At 61.8% G+C, this 14,734-nt stretch carries 14 protein-coding genes and 1 pseudogene; 1 reads left to right on the top strand and 14 read right to left on the bottom strand.

All coding sequences use genetic code 11. The features are described 5' to 3' along the window. Positions 1-30 precede the first annotated feature (30 nt). From ACIQWO_RS15290 to ACIQWO_RS15265, 6 genes and pseudogenes are all read right to left on the bottom strand, one after another. On the bottom strand, positions 31-252 hold the full coding sequence (locus tag ACIQWO_RS15290) for a DUF2970 domain-containing protein (protein WP_150661054.1): 222 nt from the start codon (positions 250-252) through the stop codon (positions 31-33). Further along, the gene (locus tag ACIQWO_RS15285) at positions 245-868 is read right to left on the bottom strand and encodes a cytochrome c oxidase assembly protein (RefSeq protein WP_402825498.1); all 624 of its coding nucleotides are present in this window, start codon (positions 866-868) and stop codon (positions 245-247) included. The genes ACIQWO_RS15290 and ACIQWO_RS15285 overlap by 8 nt, the downstream gene beginning before the upstream one ends. Continuing rightward, a complete protein-coding gene (locus tag ACIQWO_RS15280; RefSeq protein ID WP_211279338.1) occupies positions 868-987 on the bottom strand; it encodes a cytochrome oxidase small assembly protein in 120 nt (39 codons plus the stop codon). The genes ACIQWO_RS15285 and ACIQWO_RS15280 overlap by 1 nt, the downstream gene beginning before the upstream one ends. Before the next feature lie 2 nt (positions 988-989). Further along, positions 990-2,582: a cytochrome c oxidase subunit I gene (gene ctaD / locus ACIQWO_RS15275; RefSeq protein WP_402825493.1), complete on the bottom strand. Its 1,593-nt coding sequence runs from the start codon at positions 2,580-2,582 to the stop codon at positions 990-992. Between the two features lie 46 nt (positions 2,583-2,628). Then, a pseudogene (coxB, locus tag ACIQWO_RS15270) lies at positions 2,629-3,846 on the bottom strand (cytochrome c oxidase subunit II); the annotation flags it as partial. A gap of 43 nt (positions 3,847-3,889) precedes the next feature. Next, complete coding sequence (locus tag ACIQWO_RS15265; RefSeq protein WP_150664138.1) at positions 3,890-4,369, bottom strand: DUF2244 domain-containing protein; 480 nt, start codon at positions 4,367-4,369, stop codon at positions 3,890-3,892. 637 nt (positions 4,370-5,006) lie between these two features. Here ACIQWO_RS15265 and ACIQWO_RS15260 point away from each other — a divergent pair. Continuing rightward, entirely contained in the window at positions 5,007-5,921 is a 915-nt protein-coding gene (locus ACIQWO_RS15260; protein ID WP_402825489.1) for an autoinducer binding domain-containing protein, read from the top strand. Here ACIQWO_RS15260 and ACIQWO_RS15255 read toward each other — a convergent pair. The 8 genes from ACIQWO_RS15255 to sbnA form a co-directional block, all read right to left on the bottom strand. Then, on the bottom strand, positions 5,872-6,516 hold the full coding sequence (locus ACIQWO_RS15255; protein ID WP_402825486.1) for a flavin reductase family protein: 645 nt from the start codon (positions 6,514-6,516) through the stop codon (positions 5,872-5,874). The two genes, ACIQWO_RS15260 and ACIQWO_RS15255, sit on opposite strands and share 50 nt — an antisense overlap. A 64-nt stretch (positions 6,517-6,580) precedes the next feature. Beyond that, positions 6,581-7,549 carry an FAD-dependent oxidoreductase gene (locus ACIQWO_RS15250; RefSeq protein WP_402825483.1) on the bottom strand — a complete coding sequence of 323 codons (969 nt, stop codon included), beginning with the start codon at positions 7,547-7,549 and terminating at the stop codon, positions 6,581-6,583. Next, on the bottom strand, positions 7,546-8,814 hold the full coding sequence (locus ACIQWO_RS15245; protein ID WP_402825480.1) for a pyridoxal-phosphate dependent enzyme: 1,269 nt from the start codon (positions 8,812-8,814) through the stop codon (positions 7,546-7,548). Before ACIQWO_RS15245 ends, ACIQWO_RS15250 begins: the two co-directional genes overlap by 4 nt. Continuing rightward, a complete protein-coding gene (locus tag ACIQWO_RS15240; RefSeq protein WP_402825477.1) occupies positions 8,814-9,827 on the bottom strand; it encodes an ornithine carbamoyltransferase in 1,014 nt (337 codons plus the stop codon). Before ACIQWO_RS15240 ends, ACIQWO_RS15245 begins: the two co-directional genes overlap by 1 nt. Positions 9,828-9,962: 135 nt before the next feature. Next, positions 9,963-10,925, bottom strand: a complete 963-nt coding sequence (locus tag ACIQWO_RS15235) for a diiron oxygenase (RefSeq protein WP_402825474.1) — start codon at positions 10,923-10,925, stop codon at positions 9,963-9,965. Continuing rightward, on the bottom strand, positions 10,915-12,396 hold the full coding sequence (locus ACIQWO_RS15230; protein ID WP_402825471.1) for an adenylosuccinate synthetase: 1,482 nt from the start codon (positions 12,394-12,396) through the stop codon (positions 10,915-10,917). Before ACIQWO_RS15230 ends, ACIQWO_RS15235 begins: the two co-directional genes overlap by 11 nt. Continuing rightward, complete coding sequence (gene sbnB, locus ACIQWO_RS15225) at positions 12,393-13,427, bottom strand: 2,3-diaminopropionate biosynthesis protein SbnB (protein WP_402825468.1); 1,035 nt, start codon at positions 13,425-13,427, stop codon at positions 12,393-12,395. Before sbnB ends, ACIQWO_RS15230 begins: the two co-directional genes overlap by 4 nt. After that, positions 13,424-14,545 (bottom strand): 2,3-diaminopropionate biosynthesis protein SbnA, encoded by a 1,122-nt coding sequence (sbnA, locus tag ACIQWO_RS15220; protein WP_402825466.1) that lies wholly within the window; start codon positions 14,543-14,545, stop codon positions 13,424-13,426. The genes sbnB and sbnA overlap by 4 nt, the downstream gene beginning before the upstream one ends. Positions 14,546-14,734 lie beyond the last annotated feature (189 nt).

Below are 14,734 nucleotides of genomic sequence, written 5' to 3'. Positions count from 1 at the left end.
TCCAGGCTTGGTTCTCTTTGTCTGTACCAATCACGTCGCGAGCCGGATGGCGAGCTTCGCCAGAAACACCAGCGCCACAACGAACAGGATGCCCCCGATCAACCCCGCCACGATCAGATGCACAGGGTTGAGCTGTGCCATGTCGCGGTCGTGATCACGTCCCTTGCGCACACCGAAAAACGACCAGAACACCGCACCGATGGTCTGGAAGAAAGACAGCTTGCGCCGGGTCGCCTCCTTCAGGTCATCCATTCCCGCCCTTGCCTCCCTCTATCGTTCCTGCTCCCGCGCTCACCTCGCCAACCTGGGAACCCGTCGGGGCGTCCGCACGTTGACCGGCGTCGTTCTTGCCTAGATCGAAAAAAGTATAGGACAGCGTGATCGTATTCACATCTTTGGGCAGCTTCGTGTCGACCACGAACACCACCGGAAACTCTTTGGCCTCTCCGGCCCTGAGCGTTTGCTGCGTGAAGCAGAAACACTCGATCTTCTTGAAGTAGCTCGCCGCCTGTGCGGGCGCATAGCTAGGAATCGCCTGCGCGCGAACTTCATGCGGTTGCTGATTCGCCACTTCGTATTCGATGGTCGCAATCTCGCCCGGGTGCACCGTCAGACTGCTCTTCGCCGGTTTGAAGCGCAGCGGTCCCTGCGCATTGGCGTCGAACTCGACGGTGATCGTGCGGCTCTCGTCGACCTGCGAATTGCGTGCACTGATCTCGGTCGTGCGATCGCCCAACTGGTTGATGCCCACGAGATCGCAGAACGCGCGGTAGAACGGCACCATCGCGTACCCGAATCCGAACATCACCGCGACCAGCAGCAAGAGCTTGCTGAAGGTGCGCACGTTGAGGCGTCGCATACCAGCCATCAGATACCGCCTAACAATTTGGTCTTGATCATCACGCCGATGAAGAACACCAGCACCACCGAGCCGAGAATCAGCCCGGTGCGCAGGTTTCTCGCCCGCTGTTCAGGACTGAGTGCCATGTTCAATGCACCTTCGGCGGCGTCTCGAACGTGTGGAACGGCGCCGGGCTCGGCACGGTCCACTCCAGCCCTTCCGCACCGTCCCACGGCTTGGCTTCAGCCGCCGGACCACCACGCCACGTCGGAATCGCAACCCAGAACAGGAAGTACACCTGCATCAGGCCGAAACCGAACGCGCCGATGGTCGCGATCTGGTTGAAGTCCGTGAACTGTGCCGGGTAATCGGCGTAGCGACGCGGCATGCCTGCCAGCCCCAGGAAGTGCATCGGGAAGAACGTCACGTTAAACGTGATGAGCGAGCCCCAGAAGTGGAACTTGCCACGCCATTCGTTGTACATATGGCCCGTCCACTTCGGCACCCAGTAATAGAACCCGGCGAATAGTGCGAAGAGCGAGCCGGCCACTAACACATAGTGGAAGTGCGCCACCACGTAGTAAGTACCGTGCATCTGAATGTCGAGCGGGGCGAGCGAGAGAATCAGGCCCGTGAAGCCGCCCATCGTGAACACGAAGAGGAAGCCGACGGAGAAGAGCATCGGCGTCTCGAACGTGAGCGAGCCCTTCCACATCGTGGCGACCCAGTTGAAGACCTTCACGCCCGTGGGCACGGAGATCAGCATCGTCGCGTACATGAAGAACAGCTGGCCGGTGACCGGCATGCCCGTCACGAACATGTGGTGCGCCCACACCATGAACGACAGAATCGCGATCGACGCCGTGGCATACACCATCGAGCTATAGCCGAACAACGGCTTGCGCGAGAACGCCGGAATCACCTGCGACACGATCCCGAACGCGGGCAGAATCATGATGTACACCTCCGGGTGTCCGAAGAACCAGAAGATGTGTTGATACATGACCGGGTCGCCGCCGCCCGCTGCGTTGAAGAACGACGTACCGAAGTGACGGTCCGTGAGCAGCATCGTGATCGCGCCTGCGAGCACCGGCATCACAGCGATGAGCAGGTAGGCGGTGATGAGCCACGTCCACACGAACATCGGCATCTTCATCAGCGTCATGCCCGGTGCGCGCATGTTCAGGATCGTGACGATGATGTTGATAGCGCCCATGATCGACGACGCGCCCAGAATGTGCGCCCCGAAGATCGCCAGATCCTGGCCCGGCCCCATCTGCACCGACAGCGGTGCGTACATCGTCCAGCCTGCTGCGGTCGCACCGCCCGGCACGAGGAACGACGAGATCAGCAGCAGACCGCCTACCGGCAGCAGCCAGAAGCTGAAGTTGTTCATGCGTGCGAACGCCATGTCCGACGCACCGATTTGCAGCGGGATCATCCAGTTCGCGAATCCCACGAACGCCGGCATGATCGCGCCGAAAATCATCACCAGCCCGTGCATGGTGGTGAGCTGGTTGAAGAACTCCGGACGAATGAACTGCAAGCCCGGCGAGAACAATTCCGCACGGATCATCAACGCCATCACGCCGCCCGAGAGCAGCATGACGAACGAGAAGATCATGTACATCGTGCCGATGTCCTTGTGATTCGTCGCGAACAGCCAGCGACGCCATCCGTGCGGATGGTCGTGCGCGTGATCGTCGTGACCCGCCACGTGATCGTGAGCGATGGAACTCATACCCAATCTCCTTGCTTCGAACTGGTCGAACGACTTAACTGTTCTTCGCTGCGTCGGCCGCAGCACCGGCGGCATTCGCCGACTTGTTGCCGCGTGCTTCGCGCACCTGTGCCGGCTGAATCACGTCGCCGGTCTTGTTGCTCCACGAGTTGCGCTCGAACGTGATGACGGCCGCAAGCTCCACATCGTTCAGATGCGACCAGTTCGGCATCGCATTCTTGCCATGCAGCACGATGCTGATGTGATCGGCCACCGGGCCCGTGACGATCTTGCCGCCGTCGAGCGCCGGGAACGCACCGCCACCCTTGCCGTTCGGCTGGTGGCACACCGCGCAATTCGAGGCGTAGACCTTCTGGCCGCGCTCCATCAATTCCTGCACGGTGTAGGTCTTGTTCGGGTCGTCTGCCGAGGCCGCCATCTGCTTCTTCTGCGTGTCGACCCACTTGTTGTAATCGTCTTCCGAGACCACCTTCACCACGACCGGCATGAACGCGTGTTCCTTGCCGCACAACTCGGTACAGAAGCCACGGTACTCGCCGACCTTCTCCGCCTTGAACCAGGTGTCGCGCACGAAGCCCGGAATGGCGTCTTGCTTGATACCGAAGGCAGGCACGTAGAATGAGTGGATGACGTCGTTGGCCGTGGTGATCAGACGCACCTTCTTGTTGACCGGCACGACCATCGGGTTGTCGACTTCCTGCAGGTACGTGTTGCTCTTCGGCTCGGTGCCGTCGATCTGGCTGCGCGGCGTGGTGAGCGTCGAGAGGAACTTGATGCCCTCGCCTTCGCCCTTCAGGTAGTCGTAACCCCACTTCCACTGATAGCCGGTCACCTTGATGGTGATGTCGGCGTTGGTGGTGTCCTTCATGGCCACGACGGTCTTCGTGGCGGGCAACGCCATCAGAATCACGATGATGAACGGCACGACCGTCCAGATCACCTCGACCGTGGTGCTTTCATGGAAATTCGCCGGCTGATGGCCTTTGGATTTGCGGTGCTTGATGATCGAGTAGAACATCACGCCGAACACAGCAATGAAGATCACCAGACAGATGATCAGCATCATGGTGTGCAGGCTGTGAAGCTCTTCTGCGAGTTTCGTGACCGGCGGCTGGAAGTTGAGCTCGTTGACGGCCGGTCCCCCCGGCATGTCTGTGACGCCCGCCGCGATGGCCGGAGCGCCGGCGAGCAGTGAGGCGCCCGCAAGGAAAGCCGCCAAGGCGTGTTTCGTTTTTTTCATAGCTTCCTTACCCAAAATTACCATCCAAATCCTCCCTGGCGGTCGCCCGAGATCGTCTCCATCTCTCTCAGGCCTGTTGGGCAAGACAACGGCGCAGCTCGCGCGCAAACGTTTCGCGGCGATGCGGCGCAAGATAGGCACCGACAGTGACCGAGCGGCTACCCGAGCGCAAGACAATGCGCATTCGCGGCGGCTTCTCGATGTCGATGCGTACCCAGCGGGGATTGAACTCGAACTGCGTCAACCTCTGTGCTGAACGTTGCTCGACCACAAGGCTCACGGGCGACAACCGAATGACCTCGTAATCTGTGGCATGCCGGGCATGAATGACGAACGCAACACCCACCACGAGCAAGTCCAGGCCTGTGAACGGCAAGACCAACCACCCACCGCGCCACGCCGCAATCAAGGCAACACCCAGTGAGACGGCGGCCAACGACAGGTAGAACAGGACAAACTGGCGCGGCGATATCGCGCAGTTGCGCTTATGCGTCCATTCCTTCATCGCCGAACCGTTTCCGGTCTCGGAAGAAGAGGCTGCGAGCATCGCCGTCACCCGTGGGGCATTTTGGGTCTTTCATGTCCGACGGCCGGGAACTAGTTGCGTCCGGGCCGCGACAAACTGCCGCATTATAGAACGCGCATTCTCGAAGCGACAACATTGATACCGAGTATTTGGCGCGCCATAGCATCCTCCTGAACTCATTGATGCAAAAGGGAAATCCGGTTAATCCCCTAGCCAGAAATCCCAACGGCCGAGCGACTACGGGATACTCCCTATGCGTCGCACGTTTGACACATTGCAACACGCGGCGACTCGTTGCGGTGTCCTGAATACCCGACCAACCGGCACACGCGAACGACACGTCAGCGCCTCGTCACTGCATCGTCTTCATATCAATGGCTTCGTTGCGATGCGGGATTCGTCCGATATCCATCAACAGTAGACGCTGCGCCGGATTTCGCGTGCGACGTTATGTCGCGCCCTCCCCTAAGACCTCGATACTGTGGCGACACCGCGTCATCATGGGACTTTGCTCGGAGCTTTCATCCGGTGTCGCTTTGACATCCTGCCGCCATCGCGGCATCGCGACTCACGGACCACGCACGTTGCAGCGAAGCCCGGTGCGCACTGCCATCAGACGCATGCTACAAGCGAAACATGTTCCCTACATCGCTTTACCATGCGAGCCACGCGCCCTCTCTCTCCCCGCTCGTTTGCCGACGGTCTGAGCGCCCTGCAAGACGCCACCGGCTTCGACGTCCTTCACACGCTGCTCCCTTCACTTTGCAGCGCGCTCGGCCAGCGCTACTTCAGCTATCGCAGTCACTTCGCATTGCCCGATGGGCGCTTCGCAACACCGCGCTTCGGCAATCTGCCACGTGTGTGGCAGCAGCGTTATGACGCACAACGCTACGACACCGTCGACCCAGTCCTCTCGCTCGCTGCCCGGCAACTGACACCCGTGGAATGGACGGCCGGGTTGTACGTGTCGCCCGAGGCCCGACAATTGCTCGACGAACAACGTGCCGCCGGATTGCGCTTCGGCATCACGTATCCGGTCTTCACACCGTCGGGGGCATCGGGCACATTGAGTCTGTCGTCACCGAGACGCCCTGCGCATTGCCTTCGCCCATCGGCACCGCATCACGCACAAACTCAGGGGCGCCATGAGGCTCGCTGCTATGCGCGGCCAACGCATGACGTCGGCGATTCGGGCGCACATGTGTGGGCGTCGCATGCTGGCGTCGTGCTTGCGGCCCATGTGCATGAAGCCGTGTGGCGCATCGTTCAGTGCGATGCGGCGCGTCGCTGCGCGCCAACACTGACGCCGCGCGAACGCGAGTGCTTGAGATGGGTAGCGCGCGGCAAGACATCGTGGGAAATCGGTCGAATCCTCACGCTCTCCGAACATGGCGTCGTCTTCCATCTGCGCAGCGCCATGCGCAAGTTCGACGTATCGAGCCGCCATCGTGCGGCGAAGATGGCAAGCGACTACGGACTCCTCGACGATGTCGCGTTGCCCCCGCCCCCAAAGGTCGAGGAGATCACTTTCGCGACGCAAGATCGGCAAGCGTCTTGTAGCGTGTCAACGTGAAAGTATCCGTCGCGGCATTCACGAACGAGCCACCGCCAAGACGCCCCACCGGACTGAGGGCATGCAAGTCAACATGATAGGTGACGGGATCGAGTAGCGCGTCGTCTACGTGCGCGGCTATCACGGTGCCGAGCACGACCCATCCGCCACCAGGTGCAGCGCTAATCTCGATGATGTCGCGCACCTCGCATTCGAAGGCGACGGATGCCTCCCGAACGCGCGGGGGCCGCACACGCGAAGACGGTACCGGCGTCATGCCCGTGAGGTCGAATTCCGACTCGCCGGGCGGCAAGGGCGCAGCCGAGAGATTCACGGCATCGATGCACGAAGTGCTCGCCACGTTCACGACGAACTCCGGCACCGCTTCGATGTTGAGTAGCGTGTCCTTCTTTCGCCTTGGCTGCGGCGGCACCACCGGACAGAACAGCACCGTCATCGGCACACAGCACACGCCCATGAAGTACGCGTACGGCGCAAGGTTCAATCGCCCCAGCGCATCGACCGTACTCACCCATGCAATCGGACGCGGGAGAATCGTGCTCATCATGAAGTTGTAGATGCGCGCTTCGTCCAGCGCCGCCGGATCCAGTTCCATTGGGTCTCCTTACACGGATGCATTTGGTGACGCGTGACGCGTGACGCGTACGTTGCGAGGACGATCATGCGTCGCTCGGCACCTCGCCCGCGAGTCGAACGATGTCGTTCGCGCATCCCCATGACAAGGTGAAGCCGCCACCTCCGTGTCCATAGTTGTGCAGTAAGCGCGCGTGACGCTCGTCCCGGACAACACGCGGTGAACGACGCACCGGACGAAACCCGACGCGCGCATCGATGACTCGCAGGGCCGCAACGCCCTCGCAAAGTCGTGTGCAGCGATGAACGATGTCATCGATCTGCCGTTGCCCGATGACCGTGGACGTCAGGTCGGGTTCTGCCGTACCGCCGAGTACGATGTCGTCGTCGCGCTCGACGATGTACGTCGGTGCGAAAGAATCCGAATCATCGATGAAACATCCTTGCACAGCGTCGTCACGGGTGGCACGTAACACAACGGCACGCGACAACGACAAGGCGTTGTCGCCGAACTGGCGGCTGCCGTAGCCGCAGCAATTCACTACGATCTCCACCTCGTCGAGCAATACAGTGGGATCCTCGATGCGACGTGGCACGAACCGCCCGCCAAGCTCAAGGAACATGTTCATCAGATAACGCAGGTAGGTCGCGGTGACGGCGACGGGCACGTCCATGCGGTACGCGCAGGCGAAGCGCGATGGCACCCGCTCCGGCGGTACCCGACACAGGCCGCTGGCGCATTCCGCCCACCAGGGCATGCCAGCATCGCGTCGAAAATATTCGGTCAGTGGCCTCATGCTCACCCCGGACGACGCATCCGACGACAAGCGACGCATCGCGGCATACGTGTGCCGCGCGCGAGCGAGATAAACGAGATCCGGGGCCTGATAGAACGGGTGCCAGATCGCCGCCGCCAGCGCCGACGTCGTTTGCGATGGCCCCTCAGCCGCGAAGATGGCGACGCGACACCCTGCGAGCGACATCGCCACGGCCGTCGTCAGGCCGCTCACGCCCGCGCCTATGACAATGACGTCCACACCCGACATCGCACTCATGGGCAGGCCCCACGATGCAACGGACCGTAGTCGCCGGGCACATGCCCCTCCGGCGGCACAGCCAATGTGCAAGTCGGCGGCTGGGTTACGCCATCGAAGCATTGCGGTGACTTCAGTCCGCTGCCAGTACCAAGCAACACCACTTCCGCCCCCGTCTGGATACATCCGCTGGCGAGACCCGCTTGCAACGCGGCGTAGCCTGCCGCCGTCGACGGTTCATACCAAAGACCGAAACGCTGCGCGAGCGTGCGCGACGCGGCAGCGATGCACTCGTCGTTCACCACCACACAGGTGCCGCGTGTGGCTCGAAGGGCGTGCAGCGCCGCAAAGTGGTCGCGCGGTCGGCTGACCGAGAGACTGTCGGCCACCGTATTCGGCGTCACGGCAGTGGGCGACATCGGCAACGCCACGGTCTCGTCGTGCGTCGTCCAGTCACGCGCGATGCTGTCGGCGCTTTTGGCCTGCGCGGCCATCAGACGCGGAATCGCCGAAGTGATACCCAGCGCAAACAGGTCGAGAAATCCCGCAGCGATGCCTGACAGAATATTGCCGTCGCCCGTCGGCACGACGACCCAGTCGGGGACATGCCACGCCATCGCTTCGGCAATCTCATAAGCACACGTCTTCTTGCCCTCGTGCGTGAACGGATTCACGCCGGTGTTCCGACAACACACCAGCGCGTCGTCGGCCATGCGTTCGGCAATCTCAAAGGCGTCGTCATAGGTGCCTCCGATCTCGCAGACGTTCGCGCCGTACGCCCGAATCTGCGCGAGCTTCGCGAAGGGCGTACTGGCGGGCACCACGACTGTTGCCGCCATTGCCTGTGCGGCGGCGATGCACGCAAGCGACGCCCCGGCGTTGCCGGTCGAGGCCGTCACCGCCCCCTTGCATCCGGCGCGTTTTGCGACGGCCAGCACCAGCTCGGTGGCCCGGTCCTTGAGCGAGCCGCTGGGATTGCGCGCTTCGTCCTTGATCCGAAGCCGGACGCCACCGTCGTCCCCGCAATCGATCAGGGGGGTTCCGCCGACAGGCAGCCGACTGCCCCAATGCGCTTCGACGGGCAACAAGGCACCGTACCGCCACATGCCCTCCGTTTCACTTTCCAGGAACGTCGTCACGATATCCATCGCCGACGGCGAGTCCGCATCCGCCTTGCGCTGGATTCGCAAGTTCTGACCACACACGTGGCATCGGTAGCGAATCGCCCCCCACGTCTGCGGGGTCGCGCAGCGCACGCAGGTATAGCGATAAGAGAACGACGGCATCACGTCAGACTCCCCGGATTCAACAGATGCGCCATCACGGCGTTTTGCGCATGCAGTCGGTTGGCCGCTTGTTGGAACACCCACGACGCCGGGCCTTCCACGACGTCATCCGACACCTCCTGCCCCCGGTCCACTGGCAAGCAATGGAGATAGCCAGCATTCGGCGCAGCCAGCCGCATGATGTCTGCGTTCACGCACCAGTCGCGACGCCGTTCGAACGCCGAGTGCATCCCGGCTTCGTCGACGCCCTCTCCCGAGTGCTGCGGCAAGTGATTGAGGCTGCACCACGACTTGGCGTAGACGGCGTGCGCGTCGGTTACACCATCGCGCAAATCATGCGTCACGCGAATCCGCGCCCCCGTCTGCCCGGCGAATTGCGCGGCGGCCGCCATGACATGAGAGTCGAGTGCAAACGGCGGTGGATAGGCGAGCGTCACATCCATCCCGGTTTTGACGGCGGCGAGCAACAGACTTTGCGGCACCGCCACAGGTTTATGCCAACTTCCCGAGTAAGCCCAACTGATGCACAGCTTGCGCCCGGTGAGTCCGCCCAGTTGCTCACGGAGCGTCATCACATCCGCGAGCGCCTGACACGGATGAAACCGGTCGCACTCCATGTTGATAACCGGCACCTGACTCCACTCGGCGAACGCCGCAAGATGCCGATGCGCCGCGCCGTATACCCAGCCTGCGGGCGCGCCGTACATGCGAATCGCTATCGCGTCACCGTAGGACGACAACACGCGCGCGACGTCGGCCACACGCTCCGTCGTGTAGGGGATCTCCGCGTCAGGAAGCGCTGGCGTGTAAATCCCCGTGTGCGGATCGAGGACGATGGCGTTCCCTCCCAATCTCGCCAGGCCAGTCTGGAAGCTGCTGCGCGTGCGCAGCGATGCGTTGTAGAACAGAAAGTAGATCGTCCTGTCACGAAGCGCTCCCTCGGTATGCAGGGGATATCGACGCTTGAACAACAGCGCCGCACTCAGCAACGCCCGGTAGTCCGGGGCACTCATCGTCAAATCGGGCGCAAGCCAATGACACGTCACATGTCCCTCCCAATCGCCTTCCATCACCGTGATTCAGCCGAGATTCAACCTTCGCATTCGCGTTGCGCGGACTGCGCGCTCAAGCCCTCCCGCGCCACACCATCAAGGTGGCCGCCACCGGCTCGCCTGTTGTGCAAACCGTTCTGCGCATGACAGTCCCAGGCGTTCGAAAAGACGACGAGGCACCCGCGCGGCCTCCATCATCTGCACGCCGACCGCCAACGGATCGACGCTCTCCAGCAGCACCTGATCGGCCTCGATGTCGCTGAGCCCAATGGCGCAGAGATGTTCGCGCCACGTCGCGATCTCGGGCGCGAGAAACGCCATCATCAGTTCCGGCAACAGTTGATCGAGGCATTCGCGCTCATCGATCGAAAGCTCAGGCACCCACTCGCTCGCGAAACGAACGAACGCTGCCTGATGCCGCATCTCATCGGCACCGTGCTCCGACAACAAGGTGTGCACCGGCGGGTAAATCTCGTCGCCTGCGCCCGCCTGACGCAACGTTCCGGTAATCAGCGTCTCCGTCACGGTCGCAGCGGCAATGCTTGCGATGCCCGAATACGCTGGCGAAACCGATTCGCACAACGCCATTACCCGCGCGACGCCCCGAGAGTTCCCCTTCTCCATGACGTGCCCCGTCGCGCGCAACATCTGCAAACGGAAGCGCTCCATCATCCAGGTGTGAAAGCCTTCGTCCGTGTAGATCGCCAGTAAATCGTCGCGACTCACCGCCGTGATGTCATCCCTATCGAGCATCTGCTCAATGGCCCGGTTGACGATGAACAGTTCGACCCGCTCCGTTTTATTCAGATAGTCCCCGAGACGCAGTGCACTCAACCGCTGCCGCGCCGCCTGACCCAGCGCGCAGACCAACGGATGCGTCGCGTACGGCATGAGCGACACATTGAAAAACAGATGCCCAGGCAGCAACGGCGGAAACGGCAACTCGGTAGTACAGCGAGTGACTGCCGCAACGTCTCGCCAGGGTTTCGGCTCGAATGCAGATGCACCGTGTCCGCCGGATCCACCATATGCGCCGATGCCGGTCTGCTTATGCGTCATGAGGCATCGATGACGCGGCGGGTGCTATTGGATGCGGTGCCAGCGGCACGAGACTGGCGCGTTCAGGCCCGAGCCCGAGTCCAGCCAAAGGTGCCCCGATGTGACGCTCGACGAAGTCGACAAAGCCGTGCATCGTGGCATCCAGCGTCCCTTCACGTGCCTGATCGAGCGATTGCGCCGTCAGCCCGGGATAGATCACCACATCCGGCATGGCATCCGTTGTCAGGACATCGCGATGCACCCGCATCGGCACGCCTTGATACGTCGACTTTGCGTAGTGCGCGAGACAGTCCACCTTGTTGAGATACACGCAGTCCACGGCGTGCGTTCGGATGACGTCTCTCAACTGAGCGAGATCGAGCATGCCGATACGCCGCGGCCGCCCCGTGCCCGTTCCGTACTCCGCTGTGAGCATGCGAAGCGCCGTACCCACGTCGAATGGATCGCTGGAGCGAAGCAACGTGTCGACGGAGAAACATGACTGCTCTTCGGCTTTTCCGATGCGGGACTGCGACGCAGCGTGGCAGTACTGTGCTGAGCGCTCGCCGCCAAGCTCCGAAGGAAATGGCCCGCGCCCTACGCGCGACATGATGGCTTTGGCCACACCAATCGTTTGCCTGTGGTACTTCGGCGAAAGATCGCCCCCCACATACGCGTAGGCTGGCACCGTGTGGCTCGATGTGACATAGGGCTGACTTCCCTCGACCACGTCGAGCAATACCGACTGCGCGCCTTCAAACAACACGCTCGCGCCCGCCCTGACACGATTCGTGAGCCATCCACGATTCACTTGGATGTACGGCCGCAAAGACGCTGCCACCCGGGGCAAGTCCCTTAAGAGATCGGACATTTCGGCCATCCACGGCGAGGTGCCGCCTTCCGCGTTGACCATGCGCGTGAAGATGTTCCGCATCGAACCCACGGCATCGGATTCGTTCGCGATCAGGTCGCCGAGCATCAGATTGACGCGCATATCGTTGCGAACCCGCAAGGCGCGGTCTGCGTAGCACGGGCCGATACCGTTACCGGTCGTGCCAATCGTGTCGCCATTGCGTCGATCCATCGCAATGTGATGCGGCTGTACCAATGCCGCACGCGCACTGATGTGAAGTCTCCCTTCGAGGGCGATACCCATCTCGCGCAGTTGACCAATCTCATCCGCCAACTTCCACGGATTGATGGCACAACCCGACCCGATATACAGCGTGGTATGAGGATGAAATACACCGGACGGCAATTGCTTTAGCGCGATGCGTCCTTGCGGTGTGTCGATGGTGTGGCCCGCATTGGCCCCACCGTTGAAGCGGGCAATCACGTCGTACCCCGGTGCGAGTGCGTCGATGATTTTCGCCTTGCCCTCGTCGCCGTATTGCAGCCCGACGAGGACGTCTGCGAACCCTTCGGCAGCGAGCGAAGCGTGTTGATCCGTTGATGATGAGGAGCTTGAGGAAGCGGTAGAAGCTGTGGTCATGCGCGGTACAAGTCAAAGAAAAAGCGGGGGACGGGCGCCTGCTCGGCAGCCAGGCACTCGTAGACCCAGCGACCGACGGCAATGTCGAGAATGCCAAGTCCGAAAGGAGAAAACACGATGGGCCGATTACGTATCGGCGGCTCACCGCCGCATAGCAAGTGCGGCAGTGATGTCGTGACGAAGCGTCGATGGCCCGTCGCGATTTCGGTGAGATGAAGCGATGTCGAGGCGCGCAAGCAATGGTCGATATCGTCGACCACGTTGTGCGACGCCATGACAATCGATGGCGCAAGATCCCGCAACGAGAGATGCAGCACGATGGGACAGTGAGCAAACCATCTGGGATCTTCAATATGCGGGGACGCCGCCGTGGTCGTTAAAACGATCACGTCCGATTCGCGTATCGCGACTTCCAGCGACGCTTCGGCGCGAGCGTTCAACCCGATTTGCGTTTCGATTCGACTCGCAAGCGACTCGGCATATCCGACGTTGAGGTCATGAACCATGACTTCGCCGATGTTCAGCCCTGCCAGTGGCAAACACCCGGCGACATGACGGGCAATCACTCCCGCCCCGATGTACGCCACACGCCGAGGACGGGTTGCGTCGTCGCGCGCGAGACATCGAAGCGCGCTGATGGCACTCGCCGCCGTGCGTGCCGCGCTGATGATGCTCGCTTCCATGCAGGCTATCGGGTATCCCGTCACCGCATCGTTGAGGATCAGTACCGCAGACGCCCTCGGCATGCCGCGCTCGATGTTCTCCGGGAAACTCGAAATCCATTTGATACCGGTCACGCTCTCGCGGTCTTCGCCACGTCCGCGAATGTGCGCCGGCAACGCGATGATGCGATTGCGTTGCGCGTCTGGAAACCGGAGGAACTGGCTTTCCGGATTCACGGTATGGCCTTCGTGATGCGCGCGATACGCAGCTTCGACGGTGTCGAGAATGGCGCGCTTTCCGTGGCGAACGGCGGTGTCGATCTGCTCGCCCGTGAACACGCGGAATTGCGGAATGGGGCGTGCGTTCATGACAGCGACGGTGCTACGGTTTCGATGGAGGCGGCGGTAGTGCCGAAAACGTCGGATACGTCGGATACGCCAGATATGCCCGGCATGTCGCCGAAGCACGCTGCGGCCCAGTCACCGTCGTAAAGCGTGTCGAGATACTTGTCGCCCATGTCGGGCGCGATGGCGACGACGGTATCGCTCGCCGCAATGTCTGCTTTCGAAGCCTGAACGGCATGAAGCACGCTTCCCGTCGACCCGCCAGCCAGTAGCCCTTGTCTAGCCAGCATGTGGCACATGCGCAATGTGTCGGATTCGAAAACATGGACGATGGCGTCAGGCGGCTCCGAGTCCGAAAGCTCGCTGAGCGGTGGCCTGCAACTGGTGCCAAGTCCCGGAATAAAGCGCGGCCCGGGCGGACCACCGAACGTGACGGACCCCACTGCGTCGACGGCGATCACGCGCGTTCGCAATCGATGTGCGCGGACATAGTGAAGACAGCCCATCAACGTGCCGGTTGTCCCGGCACCGACGAAGAGGTGATCGACGTCCGGATAGGCCGAGAAGATTTCCGGCGCTGTCCACCGGAAGTGCGCGCGCCAGTTGGCGGGATTCGCATACTGATTGACCCAGACGCACTGCGGATCGCGCGCGACCTGCTCCCGAATCCACGCGATGCGCGTCGCAAGATAGCCGCCCTGTGCGTCGCGGCGATCGACGCGCACGACACGTGCGCCGACGGCCTGCATCGCCCGGATGGCCTGCCGTGACGTGTTGGGATCTGTCACGCACGTGAATCGGTAGCCGCGATTGGCGCAGACCATCGCCAGCGCTACACCGAGATTTCCCGATGAAGACTCTACGATTTGACTGCCGGGGCGAATCCGATGCGTGGTTTCAAGGTCGTCGATCAGTTGCAGCGCCGTCTTGAGCTTGACGGAACCTGCGGCGTTAAACCCTTCCAGCTTCAGGTGAACGGTGGCCGCACACAAGCCATCGATGGCCGTGAAGACGGGAACGGTCGGGCGAAGGAACTCGCCATCGATACGAAGCGCATTCGACGTGCCTGCATGACGCGCCCCGTCGCCTTGCGCACGTTCGACGCCTTGCCGTACCGATAACGTTTCGTGTTGAAAGTCCACCGCCCACCTCCCGAGTATTCGCCCGCAAGCAACGCTTGTGCGTGAGAGGACGCAAGGAGGGATGTCTTCTGTGTCCTGCGCTCAATCACGCCGTGAAGCGTCATTTAAGCGAACCGGACGAGCGCAGAACACCTGCAAAGTCGTGTAGGACGCAGGCTGCGGCGGTGCATCGCGCGATGTATCACGCGG

This window comes from Pandoraea sp. NPDC090278, assembly GCF_044772185.1.
In the GTDB taxonomy this organism is placed as follows: domain Bacteria; phylum Pseudomonadota; class Gammaproteobacteria; order Burkholderiales; family Burkholderiaceae; genus Pandoraea.
Note: the sequence above shows the minus strand (reverse complement) of the source record. Positions and strands in the feature narration are given on the sequence as shown.